We start from the raw sequence: 26429 nt of genomic DNA, 5'->3' as shown, positions 1-26429 counted from the left end.
GATGATCTCCGCTCCGCTCCGCCTGGCTCTGGATGGCGACGCGCTCGTCGCGAACTGGCGCACGCTCGATGCGATGAGCGGCGCCGCCGCGTGCGGCGCGGCGGTCAAGGCGAACGGCTATGGCCTGGGCGCGCGGGACGTGGCGGCAAGGCTGGCTGCGGCTGGGTGCCGCGACTTCTTCGTCGCGACGTGGGGCGAGGCCGCGGCGCTGAGCGAGCTGGGCGTCAGCGTATCGGTGCTGCACGGCGTGCGCGAAGAGGACCTGCCGTTCGCGTTGTCGGCGGGGTTCGCGCGGCCGGTGCTGAACACGGTGCAGCAGGTGCGGCGCTGGCGCGAGGCGGGCGGCGGCCCGTGCGACGTGATGGTCGATACCGGCATGAACCGGCTGGGCGTGACGCCGGAGGATGTGGCGAGCGGGCTGATCGACGGGCTGAACGTCGATACGCTGATGAGCCATCTGGCCAGCGCGGACGAGGATGTGCCGGCCAATGCCGCGCAGCGCGCGCGGTTCGCGGCGCTGGCGGGGCAAGGCGGGGCGCGGCGGATGAGCCTCGCCAACTCGGCCGGGATCCCGCTGGGGGCGGATTATGCGTTCGACCTGACGCGCCCCGGCATCGCCCTGTATGGCGGGGTGCAGGCGCAGGCCTTTGCCGGGCGCATCCGTCAGGTCGTGACGCCGCAAGCCCAGTTGCTGCAACGGCGGCTGGTGCCGGCGGGACAGGCGGTGGGCTATAACGCGACCTGGACCGCGAGCGTGCCGACCGAGGTGGCGATCATCAATCTGGGCTATGCCGACGGCTATCTGCGCTGCTTTTCCGGGCGTGGCATGGCGCGAGCCGGCGATCTGGCGCTGCCGGTGATCGGGCGGGTGTCTATGGACTTGGTGGCGATCGACGTGAGCGCCGCGCCTGACCTGGCGGAGGGCGACTGGGTGTCGATCGACTATGCCTTGCCGCAAACCGCGGCGCTGAGCGGCCTGTCGCAATATGAGCTGCTCACGGGGCTGGGGGCGCGGTTCGACCGGATTTGGCGTTGATCCGACGGATCGTCCGGGCGTGGTTCAGCATTGCGAAAGGGCGGCGGGCGCACCATCTTCACGATAATCGAACGTGGAGGTTCCCATGCGTGCATTGCTTACCGCAGCGTCGCTCGCACTAGTTGCGCTGCCCGGCGCGGCCCTGGCCGGCGACAAGGGCGCAGGCGACAAGCCCTATGCCAAGGGCGAGGCCGAGCTTGCCAAGATGCTGGAAGGCCGGGTGGCCGGAAAGCCGGTTCGCTGCCTGTCGAGCAGCAACATCCAGAACAGCACGGTGATCGACAAGACTGCGATTGTCTATCGCTCCGGCTCCAAGCTTTACGTCAATCGCCCGCGGACGGGCGCGACTTCGCTGGACGATGACGATATCCTGGTGACGAAGCTGTACGGATCGCAGCTGTGCAACGTCGACAAGGTGGACCTGGTCGACCGCGGCACGCGCAGCTGGAGCGGCTTTGTCGTGCTGGACGATTTCGTGCCGTATGAGCGGGTGAAGACCGCGCGGCGGTAGCGCAAAACGCTTTGAAGGGGGCAGGCGGCCGGCAGGTTGTCTGCCCTTTTTTGTGCCTGCTGCCCGGCGGCCTGACCGGCCGCTCTGACAAAAAAAAGGGCGGAGGTTTCCCCCCGCCCTTAATTCGCTGTGATCCGAAGGATCAGAAGTTCGCGCGGAAGCCTGCGTACATGTAGCGGCCACGGAACTGATAGATCGACGAACCTGCGCCCGTTGCCGTCGTGCCGAGCGGCGGATTGACGCCCGTCACGTTGTCGACGCCGAGATACAGGTTGAACTCACGACCCGTCGAACGCTTATCGCCCACGCGATAGTTGATGCGAACGTCGTGGTAGATCGTGCGCGGGTACTCGAGGATGTCGAACGCGTCCGAGTTCAGCGGCAGGCCGGTCTGGCCCGGGATACCCGCATTGTTCGGGAACAGGTTCTCGTACGTGGTGGTCAGCATCGAGCCGATGATCTGCGCCTGATAACCGAAGGTGAAACGGTCATAGGTCAGGTCAAGGTCGAAGCGAGCCTCGTCCTGCGGATCGCCCAGTTCACGCACCAGGAAGTTTTCCAGGTTGGCAAACGTCGGGTTCTCGAAGTTGCTGTTCTGGAACGTGTGCGTGTAGATCAGGCGAGTGCTGAGCGACAGGTTCTCGTTCAGATTGCCACGATACGCCGCCTCGACGTCCAGACCACGACGCTTGCGGCGTGCGAAGTTCTGCGGACCCGAGACGAGGCTGTAGTTGACGATCTGACCGTCCAGTTCGCCGCGCGTACCTGCACCACCGGCAACGCCCTGACGCGAGAAGAGCCCGCACACCGGGCTGGAGAGGCCCGGCGAGTCATAGCAGGAGTTCACGATCGTCTGCGCCGCCAACGACACGATCACATCGTTGACCGTGATGTTGTAGTAATCGGCGCTGAGCGAGAAGCCGCGCAGGAAGCTGGGTTCGAACACCACACCATAGGTGTAGGAGTCCGACTTCTCCGCGGTCAGGTTGGGGTTGCTGCCCGAGATGATCCCGAGCGAGTAGCCACCCGTCTGAAGGTTCGCACGCTGGGCCGCAGTCAACTGCGTGGTGCAGTTGGTGTTGCGGATCGCGTTGGTGCCGATCAGGTCAGGACGGCACGGGTCGTTGAACGAGTTCGCGAAGTTCTCGACCGAAGGCGAACCCGTTTCCGTGATGTTCGGAGCGCGCACCGCGCGACCATAGTTCGCACGGAAGCGAATGCCGTTGAACGGCGCCCACTGCCCACCGAAGTTGTACGCGTAGGTCGTACCGGTCGAGTTGTTGTATTCCGACACGCGACCTGCCGCGCTCAGCGTCAGGCTCTGAAGCAGGAACACATCCTTCACGAGCGGCACTTCGATTTCGCCGAACGCTTCCTTCACCGTGGTGGGATCAGGATCGAAGTCGCCCAGGAACACCGAGTTCGTCAGGCCGGTATCGGCATCGGAATCGCTGTCGTTGAACACCTTCTCACGACGATACTCGCCGCCGAGCACGAAGCGGATCGGGCCGCCGGGCAGTTCGAACAGCTGGCTCAGGTCACCCGAAACGAATGCCTGGACACCGACCTGCTCAATCCACGCCTTGTTGACGATGTTGGCACGGAAATAGTCGACCGCAGCGCGGTTGTCGGCGGCACCGAACGGGTTGTACGGCACGCAAGCCGCGATGTCCGAAGCGAGCTTTGCAGGGCTTGCTGCATCGCCGCCCAGGCCAGGTGCGCCGACTGCCGAGGCAGCCGCGAACTGCGCGCGGCACTGGATCGCGTTCGTGACCGGGTTGCGACCTGCGTCGAGCGACAGCAGGAAGCGCTGGCGATCAACGAAGCCACGCATGTCGGCGGTCTCTTCGAAGCGACCGTAGTTACCCGAGATTTCGTAGTTCCAGTCGTCGTTGAACGAGCCACGCAGACCACCGACGATGCGGTAGGTTTCACGCGTGAAATACTCGTCGCGATCGCCCGCGTCGGTCAGGGTGCGACCGAACAGGAAGCGATAGCTGCCGTCAGCGATTGCAGCAGCGCGAGTCGCCTGAGCCGCAGCGTCGCCGACCTGACAGGTGGCGGCGGTAACGGCCGTGCCAAGCGCGTACCCGCAGTTCGCAGCGGTGTAAGCAGCAGCGATCGTCGCACGAGCAGCCGGGTTCAGGAACGGGTTGTCGAGGCGCGGGTTGATGCGCGCGTCGTTGCCGAGCGAGCCGGTCGTGTTGTTGAGGAACGTCGGCCCAAGCTGGTTGCCGACCGACTTGGTCCGCACATACTTGGCTTCGACGAACGCTTCGAACGCCGGGCTGAACTCGAAACGAGCGAGCAGGTTGGCGTTGATGCGCTGGTTCGAGGGCAGGATCGAGAGGTTCGAGCCCTCACGGCCGGTGTACAGGTTGCCGCCGATCGGCGTGCCGAGCGGGCCGGTGCCGACGCGCGTCGTGGTCACGGGTGCCAGCGACCCGTCAGCGCCGAAGATGTAGCCGCACGAGAACGGCGTGCCGAGCGTGTTCGGGCCACCGGCAGTCGCCAGCGTTCCGGTGCCGCACCGCGCATTGCTTGCCTGCTGCGGAACGAACAGGATGCCGGTGTAGCTGCTGTTGCTGCGGACATCGCGCAGGAACTGAGCATCCGGCACGCCGTCGCTTGCCTGGGGAAGGCCGCCCGGATCGGTATCGGTGGTCGCGAAACCATCGACGCGACGGAACCACGGCACGTCCGAAGCATAGACGCGCTCTGCGTTGGCGTATTCGACATGCGCCGTGATGTTGCCACGGCCGTCGGCGAAGTTCTTGCCGACCATGCCCGACAGATACTGGTTGCCGCCGAAGCCGGCTTCCGAGGTCGCCGCCGAACCGCGCAGCTGAACGCCGTCGAAGTCGCGCTTCAGGATGAAGTTGACCACGCCTGCGATCGCGTCCGAGCCGTAAACGGCCGAGTTGCCGCCGGTGACGACTTCAACACGCTCGAGCAGGTCGTTCGGAATCGTCGAAACGTCGACCGACGACGCGTTGTTCAGGATGTCAGCCGCGACGTGACGACGGCCGTTGACGAGCACCAGGGTGCGCACGGTGCCGAGGCCGCGAAGATCGAGCAGGTTGAGGCCGGTGATGCCGACGCCCGCGCCCGGGTTCTGCTGCGCGAAGGTGCTGCGCAGCTGAGGCAGGTCGTTCAGCGTGTCGCCGATGTTCGTCTGACCCTGCGCGAACACGTCTTCGGACGAGATCGAGGTGACCGGAACATTCGATTCGACGTTCGGCCGGCGGATACGCGAACCGGTGACGACGATGGTTTCAGCCGTTTCGGTTTCAGCTTGCGTCGTGGGCGGCACTGCGTCCTGAGCGTGCGCAGCTTGAGGGAGGACGAACGTCGCGCTCGCAAGCGCGGTCGCCGTCAATAGGCGGCTGATTTTCATAAGGATCCCCTAAATACACTCCGGACGCAGTCCGGAATGTCGCTATTGAAACCGCCTGTTCATGCTGTGGCAAGCGAAAGGGGAGCGGAGGGGGAACTTAACCGACATGCTGTTGCAACATTGCCACAATTTCGGAGTGCACTGTGGCCGCTGCGACATAATCGGATACAGAACCCCCCGATCGCGTTATTTTCTAAACTCGAGCGTTCACCGCTCCACGCACAGCGCGATTCCCATGCCGCCGCCGATGCACAGCGTTGCCAGGCCCTTCTTCGCGTCGCGGCGCTGCATCTCGTAGAGCAACGTCGTCAGGACGCGCGCGCCGCTGGCGCCGATGGGGTGGCCGATGGCGATCGCGCCGCCGTTGACATTCACCTTGTCGGGATCGAAGCCGAGCTCCTTGCCGACCGACAGCGCCTGCGCGGCGAAGGCCTCGTTCGCTTCGATGAGGTCAAGGTCGCCGACGCTCCACCCGGCCTTTGCGAGCGCCTTCTTCGTTGCCGGGACCGGGCCGATGCCCATGATCGAGGGATCGACCCCGGCCGTCGCCCAGCTGCGGATCGTTGCCAGGATCGGGGCACCGCGCTTCTCTGCCTCCTCGCGGCTCATCACCACCAGCGCGGCGGCGCCGTCGTTGATGCCGCTGGCATTGCCGGCGGTGACGCTGCCGTCCTTTTTGAAGGCGGCACGCAGACCGGCGATGCTGTCGAGCGTGGCGCCGGCGCGGATATATTCGTCCTGGTCGACGATCGTGTCGCCCTTGCGGCCCTTGATCGTCACGGGCGCGATCTCGTCCTTGAACTTGCCATCGGCGCGCGCCTGTTCGGCGAGGTTCTGCGAGCGCACGGCGAATTCGTCCTGCTCGGCGCGGGTCACCTGATATTGTTCGGCGAGATTTTCGGCGGTGATGCCCATGTGATAGCCGTTGAAGACGTCGGTCAGGCCGTCCTTGATCATGGTATCGACCAGGCCGACATCACCCATCTTCGCGCCAGCGCGCAACGACTGGGCGTGCGCCGACAGCGACATCGATTCCTGCCCGCCGGCAACGACGATCGTGGCGTCCCCGGTCTGGATCGCCTGCGCCGCGAGCGCGACTGCGCGCAGCCCGGAGCCGCACACCTGATTGATGCCCCAGGCGGGCACTTCCTTGGGAACGCCGGCCGCCATCGATGCCTGGCGGGCCGGGTTCTGACCCTGTGCGGCGGTGAGCACCTGGCCCAGGATCACCTCGCTTACCTCCTCGCCCTTCACGCCGGCCTGTTCCAGCGCGGCCTCGATCGCCACGCGGCCGAGTTCGTGCGCGGGGGTGGTGGCGAATGCGCCGAGGAAGCTGCCGACGGGGGTACGCTTGGCGGCGGTGATGACGACTTCGGTCATGGGGTCGAACTCCGAGTGAATTTGCCGCTCATCTAATATGCGGCAGCGCAACAAGCCAGTCCGCAAGCGGTTGCCAGAGCGACTGCCGTGCCGACGAGCCGACCACCATGCCGACATGGCCCAGCCGCAGCGCGCGGTGATCCGCGAGGCCGGCGGCGCTTGCCGCAGGGACGATGCGATCGGTCAGCGATACGAATTCGACCGCCGCGCAGGGCAGGGCGGCGGGATCGGCGATCGCTCCCCCGACTTGCCAATGGCCGCGCCCGGGCAGATCGGCGCAGAACAGATCGTCGAACATCTGCCGCCCCGCCGCATAGGTGAGCGGCGCGCCGGCATTGGCCCAATCCTCCATCGCCACGAACTGCCTGGCCTGCGCGCTGTCGGGCGGCAAGCGGCCGAATCGCTCGAACTTGGCGATGGTGCGGCCTGGGTCCAACTGCCAGAACCCGGACTGAAGCACCTCCATCGGCACCAGCCCGAGCCGCTCGCACGTTGGCTGGGCGGCGTGCCAGAGCCGGTCGATCGAGCCGAGCGCTGCCGGCCCGAAGCCCGAGAAGCGCCACGGCGCAGCGATCAGCGCGAGGCCGCGCACACGATGCGCTGCAGCAGCAGCCAGCGCCATCGTGCCGCCCAGGCAATAGCCGACCAGCGCGACCGGTTCGCCGATGCTGCGCAGCAGCGGCAGCAACATCGTTTCGATATGAGCGGTCACGTCCTGGCCGCAATCGTGCGGCGTCGGATCGCCCCAATCGACCAGCAGCGGGCGCAAGCCCTGCCGCGACAACCAGCGCAGCAGCGAGCGGCCATGCGGCATATCCAGCACCACCGGCGGATTGATCAGCGAGGGGACGAACACGACCGGCGGGCCGTCACCGCCATAGTCGCGCAGGACCGCACGGCCCGCGCTCGCAATGACCGGCATGGCGCGGCGCGGGCGGGGCCGGCGGGCATCCTGATAGGCGGCAAGCCCCCTGAGCGCGGCCGCGCGCCGGTCCGGTGATGCTGCGGTTTCGTTGCGCAGCAGTTCAAGGAACAGCGGCAGGGGGCGGGGGCCGTGTTGCGGTGCGGTATCCATTGGTGTTACAGGCATGTCAGACACATCTTCCCGGGGGCCAGCATGAAGAAGACCGCAAATCCGAACGGCCCGGTCATCATCAAGAAATACGCCAACCGCCGCCTCTACAACACTGAAACCTCGTCCTACATCACGCTCGACCACCTGGCCGCGATGACGCGCGAGGGCCGCGACTTCAAGGTCGTCGATGCGAAGACCGAGGAAGACATCACGCACAATGTGCTGACGCAGATCATCATGGAAGAGGAAGCGCGCGGCCAGACGCTGCTGCCGGTCAGCTTCCTGCGCCAGCTGATCGCCCTGTACGGCGATTCGATGCAGGCGATGGTGCCGGGTTATCTGGAAGCGTCGATGGACAGTTTCCGCCGCAACCAGGAGCAGTTCAAATCGGCCGTCGAGGGTGCGTTCGCCAATTCGCCCTTTGCCGAACTGGCCAAGCGCAACATGGCGATGTTCGAGGCGGCGGCCGAAGCGTTCAAGCCGGGCGCGAATGCCGCGGCGCCTGCGCCGGCCCCGGCACCGGAACGCAGCAAGGACGACGAGATTGCGGCATTGAAGGCGCAGCTGTCCGCGCTCAAGGATCAGGTCGACAAGCTCAGTTGAGCGCCATAGTCTCACCCGGAACGAAATCGGGGGACTTATGAAGGCTCTGGCCATTACGGTTGCGCTGCTGATGTCCGGCAGCGCGCTGGCGCAAACCGCTGCACCGGCTGCCGATCACTATATCCACGCCGGCAAGCTGATCGACCGTCCGGGGCAGGCGCCGCGCGGCGCGAGCACCATCGCGATCCGCGGCGGGCGGATCGTCGGCGTGTATGACGGGCATGTCACGCCGCTCGGCGAAGCGCCGGTCATCGACTTGCGCAACAGGACCGTGCTTCCCGGGCTGATCGATGCGCATGTGCATCTGAGTTCGGACCGCGCCGGACAGGAGGGGCTGCTCGCCAGCGTGACCGACAGCGCGCAGCTGGGTGCCTATGAGACGCTGTGGAACGCGCGCAAGACGCTGCTTGCCGGGTTCACCACGGTCCGCAATCTGGGCGACGATGGCGCGACGCTCGCGCTGCGCGACGCGATCGCGCGGGGCTGGGCCGATGGGCCGCGCATCATCGATGCGGGGCGGTCGATCTCGACCACATCGGGCCATATGGATGCGCGGCTGGGCATCGACGACCACTTGCACTCGACCATCGGCACCGAGAATCTGTGCGACGGCCCGGAGGCGTGCCGCAGGGCAGTGCGCCGCCAGATCGGGCGCGGCGTCGACGTCATCAAGATCGCGACCACGGGCGGCGTCAACAGCCGGATCGGCGCCGGACTGGGCAAGCAGATGTTCGACGATGAAGCCAAGGCGATCGTCGAGACCGCGCATCTTTATGGCAAGAAGGTCGCGGTCCATGCGCATGGCGCCGACGGCATCACCCTCGCGCTGCGCGCCGGAGCGGATTCGATCGAGCACGGCACGCTGATGGACGCCGACAGCATTGCCCTGTTCAAGAAGACCGGCGCCTATTACGTCCCCACCTTGTCCACCGTGAACGGCTATCTGGAGCGGATCGCCAAGGACCCGAACGCCTATCCGCCTGAAGTGCGGGCCAAGATCGACTGGCGCATCTCGATCACCGGCAAGGCGCTGGAAAAGGCGGTGCCGGCGGGCGTCAAGGTCGCGTTCGGCACCGATGCCGGCGTGTCGAAGCACGGCCGCAATGCCGACGAGTTCGAACTGCTCGTCAAGCACGGCATGACGCCGATGCAGGCGATCGAGGCGGCGACGACTAATGCCGCGGACCTGCTAGGGCTCGCCAAGGAAGTCGGCAGCATCGAACCGGGCAAGAGCGCCGACATCATCGCGGTGAGCGGCGACCCGCTGGCCGATGTGAAGGTGCTGAAATCGGTGGGGTTCGTGATGCGCGCCGGGGTGGTGCACAAGGATTAAGGGGCCGGGGCCGTGACCGTCACGGCCCCGCCGCCGGTCACTGCTTGGGCTTAACGAACTTCAGCGTCATGCGGTCGCTTTCGCCAATCGCGTCGTACTTCGCGCGGTCGACATCCTTTTCAGCAAAGTTCGGCGGCAACGTCCAGACGCCCTTAGGATAGTCGGCCGTGTCCTTGGGGTTGGCATTGATCTCGCTCTCTCCGGCCAAACGAAAGCCGGCGGCGGCGGCAAGCTGCTTGACGGTCGATACCTTGAGATAGCCGCTGGTCTTTTCGCGCGCACTGTCGGCGCTTTCGGGCAGGCGATGCTCGACGATGCCGAGCGTGCCGCCTGGCTTGAGCATCGCGAAGATCTGTTTGAACGCGGTTGCGGAGACGTCCTGCTGGCCCATCTTCCAGTTGTGGATGTTGCGGAAGGTCAGCACGACATCGGCGCTGTTGTCCGGGACCTTGGCCGCGGCGGGATCCAGCGCGGGAAATGCCGCGAGCTTGACCGCGCCATAGAGTGCGGCGTCCTTCGCCTGAAGCGCCTGCACGCCCTTGACCCCGTTGGGCCGGGGCGCGGCGGCCCAAAGCGCGCCACCGCCCGACTTCGTATAGGGCGCCAGAATTTCAGTGTACCAGCCGCCGCCGGGCCATAGTTCCACCACCGTGTCGCCAGGCTTCACCCCGAAAAAGGCGAGCGTTTCGGCCGGGTGGCGATAGCGGTCGCGCGCGACATTGGCGGGCGTGCGGGTCGATGCGGCGACGGCGGCCTTCAATTCGGCTGAAGGCGCCCCCATCTGGGGCGCGCCGATCGCGGCGGTGGCGATGGCGGCAGTGATGGCGACGACGGACAGGGCGTAGCGCATGGGGGCTCCTCTTGGTTCGTCCACGATGAGTGAAACGGAGCGCGGTGCGATGCAAGGACCGATGTGGATTGGGGTGGGTGCCTGGCTGACACTTGCGGCGGGCAGCGGCATCGCGGACTGGCGGCGCACGCGGCGCAGCGATCCCGATGCGGTCGGGTTCATGCCGTGGACGCTGGTCCAGATCCTGGCGATCCTGGGCGCGGTGGTGACCGCGGCGCTGGCGATCAAGGGTTAGCTTGGCGGGGAAGCGGCCCTAGTAGAAGCGGGCCAGCGTCAGGCTGCGGCGGTTGCCGTCGCACAGGTCGAGCTGCACGACGCGGCCCGGCGTCCCGACCGACCAGCCGGCGACCGCACTGGTCGCATAGGCCGAAGGGATCGCCGCACCGTCGACTGCGCAGATTTCGGCGCCCGCGGTCCAGCCGGTCGCCGCCGCCGGGCTGCCGCGCATGACATGGAGCACTTTGAGCCGTCGTCCGTCCTGAGCGGTCATCAGTCCGCTGGTCGATCGGCTGGGCTGCCATGCCGCGTCGTTCACTGCGAGGATCATCCGCCCGGCGCGTGGATCGAGCAGGACGCGATGACGGCGCAGCAGTCCACCGCCGATCCGCCCGGCGGCTCCCTTGCGCGCGGTAAAGCCGGTGTCACCCTCGATCCGAAGCTCTGCCGTTTGCGGGGGAAGGGTGCCAAGCCGCAGGTCAGGCAGCAGGACGAGATCGGTTTCGACCCGGCCCCCAGCGCCATAGGCGACGGCGCTCGTCACCGGTCCAGCCTGCGCGCCGCTGTTCCGCCAGGTCGAGCGAGTCAGGGTGAGCATGGCACCATCGCCGGTATCCACGATGACCCCGCGCTGGACCCGTACGCCGATGGCAAGTTCGGTCAGATAGAGATTGTTCGATCCGGCAAGGCGCAGCGGCATCGTCACGCCGCGAAACGGCATGCGTCCGGATGGCAGCAGGCGGAAGCGGCGCGCGGCATAGTCGATGTCGAGCGCATGGCCGGCGAGCAGGTCGCCACCCACGAACAGGTCCACCGCATCCGGACCCGTTGCGCGCGGATCTGCGGTGATGATCGCGATGCGGCCGCCGGTGCGAACGAGGCCGCCGATCTCGACGCGGCCAAGGCCCGTCCAGGCGAGCGGGATCGCGCCGCCGATCGCATCGGCATGCGCCTGAACCAGCGGCTTCATCCCCGCCGCGCGCGCGAAGCTGGCGGAGACGGCGGTGTCGCTGAGGCCGGTGTCGAGCATTGCATCGACCCAGCGGCCGTCCATGAGCGCACGGAAGCGGATCTGGTTGCCGGTCGTCAGCTGGAACGGCACCCAGCGCGCCTCGCTGTCCGCCGCCAGCGTATCCGCCGCGGGGCTGGCAGCCAGCGGCATGCTGGCGAACGCGAGCAGCAACAGCAGCAGGATGCGCAGCGGCCTCATGCGGCCATATTAGATGGCCGATCCGGCTGTGCGACCCCTACCAGACGCGGTTAATGTCCGATCGGCGACGGCGCGTCAGAGACACGCCTCGAGCAGCGCCTGGTCGAAGCCGAATGCGCGCGCCTTTTCCAGCGTATAGGGGCGCAGGCCCATCGAGCGATATTCGCCGATGATCTTGCCGTCGGCGGTCTCGTCGAGATATTCGAACTTGAACAGTTCCTGCGTGACGATGACCGGACCTTCCATGCCGATCACTTCGGTGATGTTGGTCACGCGACGGCTGCCGTCGCGCAGGCGCTTGACCTGAACGATCAGGTCGACCGAGTCGGCGATCTGCCGGCTGATGGCTTCCTTCGGGATCTTGATGTCGCCCATCATGACCATGTTCTCCATACGCCCCAGGCATTCGCGCGGGGAGTTGGAGTGAAGCGTACACATGGACCCGTCATGGCCGGTGTTCATCGCGGACAGGAGGTCGAAACACTCGCTGCCACGAATTTCGCCCAGGATGATGCGGTCCGGGCGCATACGTAGCGCGTTCTTGACGAGGTCGCGGATCGTGATCTCGCCTTGCCCCTCCAGGTTCGGCGGGCGCGTTTCCAGCGGCAGCCAGTGCGGCTGTTGCAGGCGCAGTTCGGCCGCGTCCTCGATCGTCAGCACGCGTTCGCCCGGGTCGATCATCTTCGACAGCGCGTTGAGCATCGTCGTCTTGCCCGAGCCGGTACCGCCCGAGATGACGATGTTGAAGCGGCTGGCGCCGGCGACCTTCAGCATCGTGCACATCTGCTGCGACATCGAACCGAAGCCGACATACATGTCGAGCGTGATCGGCTTGTCCGAGAACTTACGGATCGAGATCGCCGTGCCCTTGAGGCTGAGCGGCGGCACGATCACGTTGACGCGGGAGCCGTCCTTGAGGCGCGCGTCGGCGAGCGGGGTGGTCTGGTCGACGCGGCGGCCGACCGAGTTGCAGATGCGCTGGGCGATCTGGAACAGATGTTCTTCGTCGCGGAACTGAATGTTGGCGAGTTCGAGCTTGCCCTTGCGCTCGACGAAGGTCTGATCGGGACCGTTGACCATGATGTCGCTGATCGCGCTGTCGGACAGCAGCTCCTCAAGCGGGCCGAGGCCCAGGAGCTCGTCGACCAGCACCTTTTCGAGCGCGAACTGTTCGCGGCGATTGAGCGTCAACTTCAGTTCGGCGAGCACTTCGCCGATGATCGGGCGGAATTCCTCGGCCAGCTCGTCCTTGTTCAGCGTCGCGGCGGCTTCGGGATCGACTCGCTCGAGCAGGCGAGGGAGCACCTGTTCCTTGATGCGGTGGATCGACGCTTCGAAGCCCTCGACGCGCGAGGACCCGGCGTCGCCGGACTGGTTCTGGCGATCGGTCAGCCGCGCCATCGCCTCGCCGACCGACTGGCTGCCCATGCTGGCGCCCGGATCGGCCGTATCGGCCGACGCCTGGCTGGCGCCGGGCAGCGGCACGTCATGCAGCGGCGGGAACTGGTCGCCGCCCGTCTGGTCGGAGGGGCGGGACGGGCCACCCTGCATCGGCCGCGCGACGCCGAAGGCCGGCCGGCCAGGCGTCGCCCCAGGTCCGCTTCGACGTCCGAATGCGCTCACGCCAACTCCCCGCGTTAATCCAATGCGGAGGGATTAGGGCACAAGGTTTTACAAGTTCCTAACCATGCGGTGCGCCGATGCGCCCAAGGCCTAGCCGGCGCTACGGGCGGGCGGATCGCCCTCACCCTTCCGCCGACTAAGTCGGCTCCCTCCCTCTCCCGGCGGGAGAGGGGTTGGGGCAGTGCCCTGCTCGATGTCATGCAAAAGGCCGCGGAATCGCATCCGCGGCCTTTGTCCCGATCCTTGATCCGGATTTTACTCGGCGCGTTCGGCCAGCACGGTCAGGCCGCGCTCATTCACCTCGGCAAAGCCGCCTTCGATGCGGATCGTTTCCGCCGCGTTGCCGCCGGCGGTCTTGTAGATTTCGAGGTTGCCGTCGCGGATCGTGCTCATGAGCGGGGCATGCCCCTCGAGCACGCCGAAGTCGCCTTCGGTGCCGGGGACGACCACCATGTGCACCTCTTCCGAGCGGACGAGGCGTTCCGGGGTCACGAGTTCGAAATGCAGTGCCATTTTTTTGTCCTTAGTCCCTCCCCATGCGGGGAGGGGCTAGAGTGGAGCTTACGCTTCGTCGGCCATCTTCTTGGCCTTGGCGACCGCGTCGTCGATCCCGCCGACCATGTAGAAGGCCGACTCCGGCAGGTGGTCGTACTCGCCGTTCACGACCGCCTTGAACGACTTGATCGTGTCTTCGATCTGAACGAACGCGCCCGGAATGCCGGTGAACACCTCGGCGACGTGGAACGGCTGGCTGAGGAAGCGCTGGATCTTGCGAGCGCGCGCCACGGTCAGCTTATCTTCTTCGCTCAGTTCGTCCATGCCGAGGATGGCGATGATGTCCTGCAGCGACTTGTACTTCTGCAGGATCGACTGAACCGCGCGAGCCGTTTCGTAGTGCTCCTGACCGACGATGCGCGGCTCAAGCACGCGCGAGGTCGAGTCGAGCGGGTCGACCGCCGGGTAGATGCCCAGTTCCGAGATCGCACGGTTGAGAACCGTGGTCGCGTCGAGGTGGGCGAACGAGGTTGCAGGCGCCGGGTCGGTAAGGTCGTCCGCGGGAACGTAGACGGCCTGAACCGAGGTGATCGAGCCCTTGTTGGTCGAGGTGATGCGTTCCTGCAGCGCGCCCATGTCGGTCGACAGGGTCGGCTGATAGCCCACGGCCGACGGAATACGGCCGAGCAGTGCCGACACTTCTGCGCCCGCCTGGGTGAAGCGGAAGATGTTGTCGACGAAGAACAGCACGTCCTGGCCTTCGACATCGCGGAAATATTCAGCGATCGTCAGACCCGAGAGTGCCACGCGTGCGCGGGCGCCCGGCGGCTCGTTCATCTGGCCATAGACCAGCGCAACCTTCGAACCTTCGCTGATCGCATTGCCATCGGCGTCCTTGGCGATGACGCCGGCATCGAGGAATTCGTGATACAGATCGTTGCCTTCGCGAGTGCGCTCACCCACGCCAGCGAACACCGAGGTGCCGCCATGGCCCTTTGCGATGTTGTTGATCAGTTCCTGGATGAGCACCGTCTTGCCGACGCCTGCGCCGCCGAACAGGCCGATCTTGCCGCCCTTTGCGTAAGGCGCGAGCAGGTCGATGACCTTGATGCCGGTGACGAGGATCGCGCTTTCGGTCGACTGATCGACGAACAGCGGGGCTTCGGCGTGGATCGGCGCGCGCAGGTCGGTCTGCACCGGGCCGCGCTCGTCGATCGGCTCGCCGACGACGTTGAGGATGCGGCCGAGCGTCGCCGGGCCGACCGGAACCTGGATCTGCGCGCCGGTATCGGTCACGGCCTGGCCGCGGGTCAGACCCTCGGTCGAGTCCATCGCGATCGTGCGGACGGTGTTCTCGCCCAGATGCTGCGCCACTTCGAGCACGAGGCGCTGGCCGTTATTGTGGGTTTCGAGCGCCGAGAGGATCTTGGGCAGGTTCCCCTCGAAGCTGACGTCGACGACCGCGCCGATCACCTGGCTGATACGGCCAGTGGCGCCGCCGGTGACCGGAGCTGCCGACGTGCTGCTGGTGACGGCCTTGGGCGCGCGGGGCTTGCGCGCTGGCTTTTCTGCGATGGGGGCTTCGGTTGCCATGATCGGTTCCTTGGGCTTTTAGTTCGTTTGTTTCGTGAAATTGATCGTCGTGCGGGCGTCCTTGCGAAGCACCGCGTAGTTCGCACCGGCAACCTTGCCGGTCGTGGGCGTGGCATCCTTGGCCAGCGCGGCCTTCACGACCGCTTCGCCGTCGAGGCCCGCGACGCGCAGCGCGGTCGAGAGCGAGTCGATCGCCCGCTTGCGCGATGCCTCGCCTTGCGCCTCATCCTCGATCACCACGTCGAACGAGACGCCGCTCAGCTGCCGCGCGTCGCCGCTGGCGTTGAACGTGAGCACGTTCTTCTTGCCTGTCGCCGTGTCGGCCAGGCTGATCGGTGCGCCGTGCGACATCATCATGCCGCCCATTTCCTCGTAAGCGCCGGGACGAAAGCTCAGCTTCTCGAAGATTGCGAGCGCGTCGTTTGCTGGCATGGCGAACAGTTCGGCCCAGCCCTTGGTCTCGGCAGCGGGGGCGGTCGCGTTCTCCACGGCAGCATTGTCCACGCCGGCGGTGTTGCCGGTCGCGGTCCCGCCACAGCCTGCCAGCGCGATGGCGGCAAGAAGGAGAGGGGCGGCGCGCATGGCCTAGAGCGCCTCCGCGCCCGAGATGATCTCGACCAGCTCGGTCGTGATCGCTGCCTGACGCTGACGGTTGTACTGGATGTTAAGCCGCTTGATGAGGTCGCCGGCGTTGCGCGTGGCATTGTCCATCGCGGTCATCTTGCTGCCCTGTTCCGACGCGGCGTTTTCACGCATGGCGCGGAACAGCTGGACCGCGACGTTGCGGCCAAGCAGGTCGTCGAGGATTTCCTCTTCGCTCGGCTCATATTCGGTGACGGCCGACACCGCCGCTTCGCCAGCGGGCACCGCGGGGATCTTGACCGGGATGATCTGCTGCTCGGTCGGCTCCTGCGTCAGGACCGACTTGAACGTGGCATAGAACAGATGCGCGACGTCGAACTCGCCGGCTTCAAACCGGGCGATCAGGTCGTCGGCATAGCCGCGGGCGTCGGCGAAGCGGAGCTTGCCGAGATCACCCGGCTCGATCCCGTGGACCATCGACGAACGGAACTGGCGGTTCAGCACGGCCTGGCCCTTGCGGCCGATCGTGTAGAACTTTACCGTCTTGCCCTGTGCGATCAACTCGTCGGCGCGACGGCGTGCGAGGCGCGCGATGTTGGTGTTGAACGCGCCGGCCAGGCCCTTGTCGCTGGTCGCCACGACGAACAGATGCACCTGGTCCTTGCCGGTGCCGGCGAGCAGCGGCGAGCTGCCCGGACCGATCGCAACCTTCGACGCGAGGCTCGCGACGACTGCTTCCAGCCGCTGGGCATAGGGGCGCCCCGCCTCCGCCGCTTCCTGCGCGCGGCGCAGCTTGGCGGCGGCGACCATCTTCATCGCCTTGGTGATCTTCTGGGTCGACTTGACCGAGTTGATCCGGACTTTGAGGGCTTTGAGACTAGCCATCGTCTTCCTTCTTGTTCCCCCGCGAAGCGGGGGCCCAGGGTATCGAATGAGCCCGCTGGTGGCTCTGGGCCCCTGCTTGCGCAGGGGATCTAGGCGTTACGCGAACGTCTTGCCGAATGCTTCGAGCGCGTCCTTGAGCTTGCCCTTGACCTCGTCGCCCAGATCCTTGGTATCACGGATCGTCGAGAGGATGTCGGCATGCTTGGAACGCATCTCGGCGAGCATCGCGGCTTCGTAGCGTGTCACGTGCTGCACCGGCACGGTGTCGATATAGCCGTTGGTACCGGCGAAGATCGACACGGTCTGCTCTTCGAACGGCAGCGGGTTGAACTGCGGCTGCTTGAGCAGCTCGGTCAGGCGCGCGCCGCGGTTCAGCAGCTTCTGCGTCGAGGCGTCGAGGTCCGAACCGAACTGCGCGAACGCAGCCATTTCGCGATACTGGGCGAGCTCGAGCTTGATCGAGCCGCTGACCTTCTTCATCGCCTTGGTCTGTGCCGAGCTACCCACGCGGCTCACCGAGAGGCCGACGTTGATCGCCGGACGGATGCCCGCGAAGAAGAGGTCGGTTTCAAGGAAGATCTGGCCGTCGGTGATCGAGATCACGTTGGTCGGAATGTAGGCCGACACGTCGCCCGCCTGCGTCTCGATGATCGGCAGCGCGGTAAGCGAGCCGTTGCCGTTCGCGTCGTTGAGCTTCGCGGCGCGCTCCAGCAGGCGGCTGTGCAGATAGAACACGTCGCCCGGATACGCTTCGCGGCCCGGCGGGCGGCGCAGCAGCAGCGACATCTGGCGATAGGCGACCGCTTGCTTTGACAGATCGTCGAACACGATCAGCGCGTGCATGCCGTTGTCGCGGAAATATTCGCCCATCGCGGTGCCGGTATAAGGCGCGAGGAACTGAAGCGGGGCGGGGTCCGACGCGGTCGCGGCGACCACGATCGAATAGTCCATCGCGCCGTTTTCTTCGAGCGTGCGGACGAGCTGCGCGACGGTCGAGCGCTTCTGACCGACTGCGACATAGACGCAGTACAGCTTCTTCGATTCATCGTCGCCGGCGTTGACCGTCTTCTGGTTGATGAAGGCGTCGATCGCGACGGCCGACTTGCCGGTCTGGCGGTCGCCGATGATCAACTCGCGCTGGCCGCGGCCGACGGGAACGAGTGCGTCGATCGCCTTCAGACCCGTTTGAACAGGCTCATGCACCGACTTGCGCGGGATGATGCCGGGCGCCTTCACTTCCACGCGCGAGCGCTGGTCGGAGACGATCGGGCCCTTGCCGTCGATCGGATTGCCGAGGCCATCGACCACGCGGCCGAGCAGACCCTTGCCGACCGGAACGTCCACGATGGTGCCGGTGCGCTTCACCGTGTCGCCCTCGCGGATCTCGGCGTCCGAGCCGAAGATCACGATACCGACATTATCGGCCTCGAGGTTGAGCGCCATGCCCTGCACGCCGTTGACGAACTCGACCATCTCGCCCGCCTGGACGTTGTCGAGGCCGTGGACGCGCGCGATGCCGTCACCGACGCTCAGCACCTGGCCGGTCTCGCTGACCTGGGCCTCGGTGCCGAAATTGGCGATCTGGTCCTTGATGACCTTCGAGATTTCTGCGGCGCGGATATCCATGGTTCTAGCCTTCAGCCTTTCATCGCATGCGCGAGAGAATTGAGACGGGTCTTGATCGAGCTGTCGATCATCTGGCTGCCGATCTTCACGACCAGGCCGCCCAGGAGCGAGGAGTCGACGCTGAGATCGACATTGACGTCGCGGCCGACGCGCTGGCGCAGCTGCGTCTTGAGCGCTTCGACCTGATCGTCCGAAAGCGGGTGCGCCGAAGTGACTTCGGCCGTCACTTCGCCGCGGTGATTGGCGGCCAGCGCCCGGAACGCCCTGCTGATGGCGGGCAGTTCCTTGAGCCGGCGATTTGCGGCGAGCACGCCGAGGAAGTTCGCCGTCAGCGGATCCAGCTGAAGCGCCTTCGCCGCCGCCGCCACGCCGCGCGCGGCGTCGCCCCGTGAAATCAGCGGGCTGTTGGTCAGCGTGGCGAAATCGCCCGACTCGGCCAGCGCCTGGCGGACCGTCGCCAGGCTCGATTCGACAGCGGCAATGGTGCCGCCGTCGCGTGCCAGTTCAAACAGGGCGGTCGCATAACGTCCGCTTAGGCTGGCTTGGATACCGCCGGAATTATCCACGCGATGCTGCTTCCTCTTGGGCTAACCAGAAATGGCCCCATGCAAAACAGGGGCACGCCGGTAAGGCAGCCCCGCTTGGGTTGGCGGGCGCGTAGCAAAGGGGTGCAGAATGCGCAACCCGAGTCACTGCCCGATCCGGCCAGTTCATGCTGCGCCGCATCATGCCAGCGCAGGCAAATGAAAAAGGCCGGCGCGGAGGCCGGCCTTGTACATGTCTGCGGAGCCCGCCGCGGGACCCCGTTCCGCCTTACTTGCTGCGCTCGACCTGGTCGAAGTCGAGCTCGACCGGGGTTGCGCGACCAAAGATCGAGACGCTGACCTTGACCTTCGACTTGTCGAAATCGAGCTCCTCGACCACGCCGTTGAAGCTGGCGAACGGGCCTTCCAGCACCTTGACCGCATCGCCGATCTCGTAATCGACCTTGACCTGGTGCTTGGGCGCGGCGGCAGCTTCCTCCTTGGTGTTGAGGATGCGGGCGGCCTCGGCCTCGCTGATCGGCTGCGGCTTGCCCGAAGAACCCAAGAAGCCCGTCACTTTCGGCGTGTTCTTGACGAGGTGGTAGACATCGTCGTTCATCGACAGCTTCGCGAGCACATAGCCCGGGAAGAACTTGCGTTCCGACTGCACCTTCTTGCCGCGGCGCACTTCGGTCACGGTTTCCACCGGGACTTCGACTTGCTCGACGAGCGCCTCGAGCCCCAGCCGCGTGGCGTCGGCCAGGATCTGATCCCGCACCTTGTTCTCGAAGCCCGAATAGGCGTGAATGATGTACCAGCGCGCCATTGGTGATCCCTGTTCGTTAAGCGGCGAGGCTGAGGAGGAACTTGACGATCGCGTCGAAGGCCCGGTCCACGCCGAAGAAGAAGATGCCCAGCAGCGAAGCCATGATGAAGACCATGACCGCCGTCATGATGGTCTCCTTGCGCGTCGGCCAGACGACCTTCTTGGTCTCGGCCTGAACCTGGCGCATGAACTCGACGGGACTGGTCTTCGCCACGTGATTGCCTCGCAAAAAATTGCCCGTTCGCGGGGCAGGTTTCGCCGCCCGGCTCCGTCAAGGAACCCGGCGAAGCCCATCCACGCTGTCGGATTGGAGGCGGTATCTAGCGACTTGGGCTGAAACGGGCAAGAGGGGCGGGAAGGGCGCCAGTGGTCGCGTCGAACCTGCAGTCCTTTCCCGAACGCAATCGCGGCCGGCCGACGCAAAAATGGCGGCCGAAGCCGCCATTCCAGTCCGATCCGCGTGGGATCGAAGGACTTAGTTGCTGTCCGAATCGTCGCTGGTCAGCTCGACGATGCCCCAGACGACCAGGCCAAGGCCGATCGCGCCCAGCACCCAGGCGGCGGCGCCCAGTTGCTCGTTGCTTTCACCCACGACGGTCGCAGCGCGCGGCGCGTTCTTCAGGCTCAGCGACTGGGCCGAAGTGGCCGACGCGGTGGTGCCGACCAGCATGGTTGCGGCGGCGGCCGCTGCAAGAATCTTCTTCATCAACGTTCTCCCTCAAAAGCGCGCTGAACGGGCCATAACGCAGTACGGCACGCTTCGAGACGACGCCCGGGGCACGCTTAAACGCGCCATTCCCTACAATTTCGTTACGGACAAGCCATTTTCCCGCACGTGGGGGCAATGCTGCGGCCGGCCGAGCCGATCCGACGGATCAGAGCAGTGCGACCGCAGCGAACCCAGCGATCAATGCGGCAAGCACGATCCAGCCGATTAGGTTCAGCCGCTCCTCCAGCACCTTCTGCACCGGCTCGCCAAAGCGCTTGAGCAGATAGGCGACCAGGAAGAAGCGCGCCCCGCGCGTGATAGTGCACAGCAGGATGAACCATCCGACCGGATAGTGGGACAGGCCGCTGGCAATCGTCACCAGCTTGAACGGGATCGGCGTCAGCCCCTTGATCAGGATCAGCGCAGCGCCGTATTGCTGATAGGCGGCGGTAAAATCCTCGAACGCGCCATGGCGAAAGAATTCGAGCACCTGATGCGCGAACGCCGTCAGGAAATACCCGATCGCATAGCCGAACAGCCCGCCCAGAACCGACGCAGCGGTACAGATCGCGGCAATCCGATAAGCCTGATCGCGTTTGGCCAGCACCATCGGCACCAGCATCACGTCGGGCGGGATCGGGAAGAAGCTGCTCTCCGCGAACGACACGGCGGCAAGATAGCGTTCGGAATGGCGATGCCCAGCCAGCCTCAACGTCCAGTCGTACAGGGCGCGGAACATGCGGGAGACGCCTTATGAGCAAGGATGGCAGGGGAGCTCGGATTCGAACCGAGGGCCTTCGGTTTTGGAGACCGACGCTCTAACCAGCTGAGCTACACCCCTGTGCGGTGCAGCGCTTTAGCGGGGGCTTGCCGCGGGGGCAAGTGACTCGCTTCGCTGCCGCCAAATTGACGTCGCCTGCTGTCGCCCCTTGGCGGAGACGAATGGTGTAATGCCGCTGCATCGGTTCGGGGCAGCGAGCATCACGCCGCGACGGTCGTGCCAAAACTGTCGCGCGTCGCCAGGCCGCGCGCTTCAACGACGGGTAGTGGGCGGCCGAAATAATAGCCCTGTACCTTGCTGCAGCCGAGCGCCTGGATCATGCGATGCTCGTCCTCGGTTTCGACGCCCTCGGCCGTCGTGGCCATGCCCAGGCTGTCGGCAAGCGCGACGACCGCGCGGATGATGGCGATCGCTTCCTTGTTTCCCTTGGACGCGCCCTGAACGAAGCTGCGATCGACCTTGATCGAGGAGAAGCGCGTGCGGCTGAGATAACCGAGCGAGGAATAGCCGGTGCCAAAATCGTCGAGGCTGAGCCTGACGCCCAAGTCCAGGATCTTTTCGAGCGTCTGCACGGCTGCGGTACCCTCGCGCATGAACACGCTTTCGGTCACCTCAAGCTCAAGCCGGTCGGGGTGCAGGCCGCTTTCCCGAAGCGCGCTGGCGACGAATGCGGCAAACTCGACATTGTGGAGCTGTTCGGGGCTGACATTCACGGCAATGCGGATCGGATCGTCCCAGCGCGCCGCCTCGATACAGGCGTTGCGAAGCACCCATTCTCCGATCGGCGCGATCAGCCGGGCTTCTTCGGCCAGCGGCACGAACTTGGCCGGGGAAACATTGCCGAATTCGGGATGGGTCCAGCGCAGCAGCGCTTCGAAGCCCATCAGCGCTCCGGTGCCGGCCTGCACGACCGGCTGGTACATCAGATGGAACTCGTCCTTTTCGAGTGCGGCGCGAAGCGCCATTTCGAGCACGCGGCGTTCCTCGGCCTGAACGTGCAGTTCGGGCTCGTAGGCGTGATAGACGCCGCCGCCGGCATCCTTCGAGCGATAGAGCGCAAGATCGGCCGAGCGGATCAGCATTTCGGCGGTGCGCCCGTCGCGCGGTCCCACCGCCACGCCGACGCTCGCGCCGATGTACAAGGTGTGCTGATCGACCTCATAGGGTTGCGAAAGAACGTCGATGATCGTGTGGGCGAGGCGTTCGACCGCGCCCGAATCGGTCGCATCGCGAACCACGACGGCGAATTCGTCGCCGCCCAGCCGACCGATCATCTCCTTTGCGCTCATCAACTGACGCAGCCGTTCCGACACGCGCATCAGCAGCCTGTCGCCGACCGGATGGCCGAGCGTATCGTTGACCGCCTTGAACCGATCGAGGTCGATCATCATGAAGGCGCAGCGCGAGTTCCACTTCGCCGCCTCGCTCATCGCCATGGCCAGCGTTTCGTTGATCAGCAGCCGATTGGGCAGACCCGTGAGCGAATCATAGCGTGCCATGCGGCTGATCTTGCTCTGCGATTCGCGTGCTTCGGTGACGTCGGACATGACGCCGCGAAAACCGCAAAAGCTGCCGTCCTCGCTATAGCGGGGCGATCCGGTCATCTCCCACCAACGCTCGTCTCCGTCGACGATCACCGGCAGCAGCAGATCGCGAAACGGTTCGCGCCGCTTCAGCTTTTCGGCGATGTCGCGCAGTCCCGGCGCGAAATTGCCACTGTCCCAGGCCGGGCCGGCGAGCACCTGAAGGAACGGCATGCCGTTGATGACCATGGGATCGACGCCGAGCGACACGGCAAAGCGCGGGTTGGCGCGGCTGACGCGGCGCTGCGCGTCGATCTCCCACAGCCAGTCCGCGGCCTTGTCCTCGAACTCGCGCAGCAGCAGGCTGACCGTCTCGTCACGCTCGTTGATGGCGATCTCGTTCGCGCGGATGACGACCAGCGCCTTCCCGCGCGAGAAGCAGCCGATGATGAGCAAGGCGGTGAACAGCAGCCAGGCGGCGCCAAGCACCGGCGACAGCTTGAGCGCGCTCAGCGCTGCAGCCGACCCGCCGACCAGGGTCATGAAGATGATCGTCGCAAACGGCAGCGCCGCCATCGCGCCCGCCGAAGCGGCGATCAGCACCGCCAGCACCGCCCATAGCCCCAGCATCGCACCGGCATCGGCCTGGCTGCCGAACAGGAGCGGCGCGATCGACCAGGCGGTCCCCAGCAACACGCCATCCAGCATGGTGTCGCGCACGTCCTTCAGCGTTGCGGTGCGTTCGGTGCGATGCCGGGCGGCCAGCCTGCGAAAGGCGACCATCAGCCCGGCGGCGGCGACCAGCGCGCTCCACCCGGCAAGCTGCCAGTGCGGAACGAGCTGGGCGAAGTTGAGCGTGATCAGTGCCGCGCCCACCAGATTGGCGGCGAGCATGAACATCGCCAGCTGGCTGCCGGCATTCAGCTGCGCGGCGCGAATCGGACCCCAGTCGGTCGTGTCCGCGGGATCGTACAGGCCAAGCAGGGCCCGCACGTCGATGCGCGGCTTCGCGAATTGGGAAGTCGTCTGGCTCGTCACGCCATCTGGTTAGGCGCGGTCAGGTTAGCGAGTAGTTAGAGACGGCCGCGGGACGAACGTTTTTTTCGTCCGGGTCCCGCGACTTGCTGCCCGATCAGGCGGCGATGCTGTAGGGCTTGATCTCGCCGTTCAGATATTGATTGCGCGCCTTGGCCCGGCTGAGCTTGCCCGAACTGGTGCGCGGCAGCGTGCGCGGCGGCACCAGCTCGATCACGCAGTTCATGCCGGTAACGGTGCGGACTCGCTCGCGAATCTCTTCGCGCAGGCGCACCCGCTCTTCCTCGTCCGACGTGCGGCACTGCACCAGCACGGCGGGCGTTTCCTCTCCGCCCGGCGTAGTGATGGCGAAGGCGGCGACGTCGCCCTGCTTGAACGCGGGCAATTGCTCGACCGCCCATTCGATGTCCTGCGGCCAGTGATTCTTGCCGTTGACGATGATCATGTCCTTCGCCCGGCCGACGATGTAGATATAGCCATCGGACATATAGCCCATGTCGCCGGTGTCGAGCCAACCGTCGACCAGGCACGCGGCGGTCGATTCGGGGTCACGGAAATAGCCGACCATGACGCTGGGGCCGCGACACCACACCTTGCCGATCGCGCGTTCGGGCAGCGGGGTGCCGTCCTCCTCGCGGATTTCGATTTCCATGTCGCGCGCAGGCTTTCCGCAGTTGACGATGGCGCGGAAGCGCTGCGGGCGGTCGCGGCCATGCTCACCTCCGGACAACTGCGTCTCCTCGACCAGCTCGACCACGATGCCTTCGCCCGGCGGCATGATCGATACCGCCAGCGTCGCTTCAGCAAGGCCGTAGCTGGGCAGGAAGGCGCTGGCCTTGAACCCGGCATCGGCGAACGCGTCGACGAAGTTCTGCATCACGTCGGGCCGGATCATGTCGGCGCCGTTACCCGCGACGCGCCAGCGCGACAGGTCGAACCGCTCGCTCGCCTTGGTCTGGCTGGACATGCGCCGGGCGCAGATATCGTAGCCGAAGGTCGGCGAATAGGAGAGGGTATTGCCCTGATTGCGGCTGATGAGGTCGAGCCACGCCAGCGGACGCCGCGCGAAATCCTCGGTCTTGAGGTAATCGGTCGACACCTGATTGGCGACGATCGACAGGAAGCAGCCGACCAGCCCCATGTCGTGATACCAAGGCAGCCAGGAAACGCAGCGGTCGCCATCGGTCACGTTCATTCCGTGGCTGTGCGCCGCCAGGTTGTTGAGCAGCGCATGGTGCGTGATCGCCACGCCGTGCGGGAAGCGAGTCGATCCGCTGGAATATTGCAGATAGGCGATGTCGTTGGTGTCAGCCTTGGGCAGCGTGACTTCGGGCGCCGCGCGCGTCTCGAACTCGGCCCAATCGATCCCTTCAACGCCGCGGTTCGCAGCGGCTTCGGCGCACATCGCGCCGATTTCGGGCGGATAGAACAACATCGTCGGGTCACAGCTGGTGAGCTGGACCGTGAGCTGGTCGATATAGCTTTGCGCCCCGCCGAAGCTGGTCGGGAGGGGCAGCGGAACGGGCCAGGCGCCGGCATAGACCACGCCGAAGAACAGCGAGGCGAATTCCGGCCCGGTTTCGGCGATCAGCGCGATTCGATCCTGCGGCTTGACCCCCGCCGCGACCAGGCGGCGCGCCTGAGCGAGCGCATCCTCGCGCAGCTGCGAAAACGGATAAGGCCGAGTGAGCGTGCCGCGCGCGTCATGGAAATTGAGGCCGCGCACACCCTTTGCGGCATAATCCAGCGCATCGCCCAGCGTCGCGAAATCCGCCAGGATACGGGGAAGCGTGTCGTCGGTCGGGGTCGGCTGCAATGCTGCGCCGGTCGCCGCCTGGTTTGCTTCAACCTTGTCGTTCGCCTTCAACACCATTCTCTCAATCCGTGCCCCTGATCGTAGCGGCCCTCAAAAAATCGGCCTCACATCAGAATGCGGGCGGCTCTGCTATGCACTATCGTTCAAAATCGGTTGCAACTGTGGCACGATCAAGGCGCATGAAGCGCACCGGCCGTCCCATCCCCCCACTTGACACCGCCTCGCTCGAACGGCTGGCGCTGCGCTATGTCGAGCGATTTGCGACGACCCGCGGAAAGCTGGCGGCCTATCTTGCGCGCAAGATCAGGGAACGCGGATGGGACGGGGCACCAGCCGACCCTGCTTCCGTGGCCGAGCGATTTGCCGAGCTTGGCTACGTCAACGACCGCCTGTTCGCCGAGGCCAAGGCGTCGTCTATGGCGCGTCGCGGGCTGGGTGCGCGGCGCGTGAATCAGGCGCTGCGCCATGCCGGCGTCATCGGCGAGGATGCAGATGCGGTCGCCCCGCAGGTCGAGGCGCGGCGCGGCGAGACGGCCGTGGCCTTTGCCCGCCGCAGGCGCATAGGCCCCTTTGCCGCCGTCGCCGCCGACCGGCCCAAGCAGGCGAAGCACGTCGCCGCGATGGTCCGGGCCGGCCATTCGCCCGACCTTGCCTGGCGCATCGCCCGCATGGCGCCCGGCGAAAGCACGGCCGCCATTGCCGAAGAGGAACATTATTGCGTTGATCCGTTTCAGGAAAGCGATGGCTAACAAAGGATTCGCCTCGCTGCGAAAGGCTGTGTTAATGCTGAAGATTAGGGG

24 protein-coding genes and 1 tRNA gene are annotated in these 26429 nt (G+C 65.7%); 6 read left to right on the top strand and 19 right to left on the bottom strand.

Annotation, left to right across the window (positions count from 1 at the left end; translation table 11 throughout):
- Position 1 precedes the first annotated feature (1 nt).
- On the top strand, positions 2-1036 hold the full coding sequence (locus BFL28_RS16535; protein WP_069321610.1) for an alanine racemase: 1035 nt from the start codon (positions 2-4) through the stop codon (positions 1034-1036).
- 85 nt (positions 1037-1121) lie between these two features.
- A complete protein-coding gene (locus BFL28_RS16530) occupies positions 1122-1547 on the top strand; it encodes a hypothetical protein (protein WP_069321609.1) in 426 nt (141 codons plus the stop codon).
- A gap of 142 nt (positions 1548-1689) precedes the next feature.
- On the opposite strand, the gene BFL28_RS16525 is transcribed toward BFL28_RS16530, so the two are convergent.
- The 3 genes from BFL28_RS16525 to BFL28_RS16515 all read right to left on the bottom strand — a co-directional run bounded on the left by BFL28_RS16525 (position 1690) and on the right by BFL28_RS16515 (position 7399).
- The gene (locus tag BFL28_RS16525; protein WP_079247224.1) at positions 1690-4944 is read right to left on the bottom strand and encodes a TonB-dependent receptor domain-containing protein; all 3255 of its coding nucleotides are present in this window, start codon (positions 4942-4944) and stop codon (positions 1690-1692) included.
- A gap of 207 nt (positions 4945-5151) precedes the next feature.
- Positions 5152-6324, bottom strand: a complete 1173-nt coding sequence (locus tag BFL28_RS16520) for an acetyl-CoA C-acetyltransferase (RefSeq protein ID WP_069321608.1) — start codon at positions 6322-6324, stop codon at positions 5152-5154.
- Between the two features lie 28 nt (positions 6325-6352).
- Positions 6353-7399, bottom strand: a complete 1047-nt coding sequence (locus tag BFL28_RS16515; RefSeq protein ID WP_069321607.1) for an alpha/beta hydrolase — start codon at positions 7397-7399, stop codon at positions 6353-6355.
- Between the two features lie 42 nt (positions 7400-7441).
- On the opposite strand from BFL28_RS16515, the gene phaR reads away from it, so the two are divergent.
- Complete coding sequence (gene phaR / locus BFL28_RS16510; RefSeq protein WP_069321606.1) at positions 7442-8002, top strand: polyhydroxyalkanoate synthesis repressor PhaR; 561 nt, start codon at positions 7442-7444, stop codon at positions 8000-8002.
- Positions 8003-8039: 37 nt separating this feature from the next.
- Positions 8040-9335 (top strand): metal-dependent hydrolase family protein, encoded by a 1296-nt coding sequence (locus BFL28_RS16505; protein ID WP_069321605.1) that lies wholly within the window; start codon positions 8040-8042, stop codon positions 9333-9335.
- A 37-nt stretch (positions 9336-9372) separates the two neighbouring features.
- Here BFL28_RS16505 and BFL28_RS16500 read toward each other — a convergent pair whose 3' ends face one another.
- On the bottom strand, positions 9373-10185 hold the full coding sequence (locus BFL28_RS16500; RefSeq protein WP_069321604.1) for a class I SAM-dependent methyltransferase: 813 nt from the start codon (positions 10183-10185) through the stop codon (positions 9373-9375).
- A 49-nt stretch (positions 10186-10234) separates the two neighbouring features.
- Between BFL28_RS16500 and BFL28_RS16495 the strand changes: the two genes are divergently transcribed.
- On the top strand, positions 10235-10420 hold the full coding sequence (locus BFL28_RS16495; protein WP_069321656.1) for a hypothetical protein: 186 nt from the start codon (positions 10235-10237) through the stop codon (positions 10418-10420).
- Positions 10421-10438: 18 nt separating this feature from the next.
- On the opposite strand, the gene BFL28_RS16490 is transcribed toward BFL28_RS16495, so the two are convergent.
- The 15 genes from BFL28_RS16490 to BFL28_RS16420 form a co-directional block, all read right to left on the bottom strand.
- A complete protein-coding gene (locus tag BFL28_RS16490) occupies positions 10439-11611 on the bottom strand; it encodes an aspartyl protease family protein (protein WP_069321603.1) in 1173 nt (390 codons plus the stop codon).
- A 75-nt stretch (positions 11612-11686) separates the two neighbouring features.
- Entirely contained in the window at positions 11687-13234 is a 1548-nt protein-coding gene (locus tag BFL28_RS16485; RefSeq protein ID WP_173655782.1) for a TadA family conjugal transfer-associated ATPase, read from the bottom strand.
- Positions 13235-13489: 255 nt separating this feature from the next.
- Positions 13490-13747, bottom strand: a complete 258-nt coding sequence (locus BFL28_RS16480; RefSeq protein ID WP_069321601.1) for an ATP synthase F1 subunit epsilon — start codon at positions 13745-13747, stop codon at positions 13490-13492.
- 48 nt (positions 13748-13795) lie between these two features.
- On the bottom strand, positions 13796-15322 hold the full coding sequence (gene atpD / locus BFL28_RS16475; protein ID WP_241527367.1) for a F0F1 ATP synthase subunit beta: 1527 nt from the start codon (positions 15320-15322) through the stop codon (positions 13796-13798).
- A gap of 18 nt (positions 15323-15340) precedes the next feature.
- Positions 15341-15904 carry a hypothetical protein gene (locus BFL28_RS16470; protein ID WP_069321600.1) on the bottom strand — a complete coding sequence of 188 codons (564 nt, stop codon included), beginning with the start codon at positions 15902-15904 and terminating at the stop codon, positions 15341-15343.
- A gap of 3 nt (positions 15905-15907) precedes the next feature.
- Positions 15908-16789, bottom strand: coding sequence for a F0F1 ATP synthase subunit gamma (locus tag BFL28_RS16465; protein ID WP_069321599.1), 882 nt, complete (start codon positions 16787-16789; stop codon positions 15908-15910).
- 96 nt (positions 16790-16885) lie between these two features.
- Positions 16886-18415 carry a F0F1 ATP synthase subunit alpha gene (gene atpA, locus BFL28_RS16460; RefSeq protein ID WP_069321598.1) on the bottom strand — a complete coding sequence of 510 codons (1530 nt, stop codon included), beginning with the start codon at positions 18413-18415 and terminating at the stop codon, positions 16886-16888.
- Between the two features lie 11 nt (positions 18416-18426).
- The gene (locus BFL28_RS16455) at positions 18427-18981 is read right to left on the bottom strand and encodes a F0F1 ATP synthase subunit delta (RefSeq protein WP_069321597.1); all 555 of its coding nucleotides are present in this window, start codon (positions 18979-18981) and stop codon (positions 18427-18429) included.
- A gap of 247 nt (positions 18982-19228) precedes the next feature.
- Positions 19229-19765 (bottom strand): transcription termination/antitermination protein NusG, encoded by a 537-nt coding sequence (nusG, locus tag BFL28_RS16450; RefSeq protein ID WP_069321596.1) that lies wholly within the window; start codon positions 19763-19765, stop codon positions 19229-19231.
- A 16-nt stretch (positions 19766-19781) separates the two neighbouring features.
- Positions 19782-19979, bottom strand: coding sequence for a preprotein translocase subunit SecE (gene secE / locus BFL28_RS16445; protein ID WP_069321595.1), 198 nt, complete (start codon positions 19977-19979; stop codon positions 19782-19784).
- Between the two features lie 261 nt (positions 19980-20240).
- Positions 20241-20471 carry a hypothetical protein gene (locus BFL28_RS16440; protein ID WP_069321594.1) on the bottom strand — a complete coding sequence of 77 codons (231 nt, stop codon included), beginning with the start codon at positions 20469-20471 and terminating at the stop codon, positions 20241-20243.
- 169 nt (positions 20472-20640) lie between these two features.
- Positions 20641-21213, bottom strand: a complete 573-nt coding sequence (locus BFL28_RS16435; protein ID WP_069321593.1) for a YqaA family protein — start codon at positions 21211-21213, stop codon at positions 20641-20643.
- A gap of 25 nt (positions 21214-21238) precedes the next feature.
- Positions 21239-21315: transfer RNA gene (locus BFL28_RS16430), tRNA-Trp, on the bottom strand.
- 140 nt (positions 21316-21455) lie between these two features.
- Positions 21456-23816, bottom strand: coding sequence for a putative bifunctional diguanylate cyclase/phosphodiesterase (locus BFL28_RS16425; RefSeq protein WP_069321592.1), 2361 nt, complete (start codon positions 23814-23816; stop codon positions 21456-21458).
- Between the two features lie 94 nt (positions 23817-23910).
- Complete coding sequence (locus tag BFL28_RS16420; RefSeq protein WP_420911778.1) at positions 23911-25680, bottom strand: fatty acyl-AMP ligase; 1770 nt, start codon at positions 25678-25680, stop codon at positions 23911-23913.
- A 128-nt stretch (positions 25681-25808) separates the two neighbouring features.
- Here BFL28_RS16420 and BFL28_RS16415 point away from each other — a divergent pair, with 128 nt between their 5' ends.
- Complete coding sequence (locus tag BFL28_RS16415; protein ID WP_069321590.1) at positions 25809-26378, top strand: regulatory protein RecX; 570 nt, start codon at positions 25809-25811, stop codon at positions 26376-26378.
- Positions 26379-26429: the final 51 nt, after the last annotated feature.

This window comes from Sphingomonas turrisvirgatae (assembly GCF_001721295.1).
GTDB lineage: Bacteria > Pseudomonadota > Alphaproteobacteria > Sphingomonadales > Sphingomonadaceae > Sphingomonas > Sphingomonas turrisvirgatae.
The sequence above is the reverse complement of the archived record's forward strand: the minus strand, read 5'-3'. Positions and strand labels throughout refer to the sequence as shown.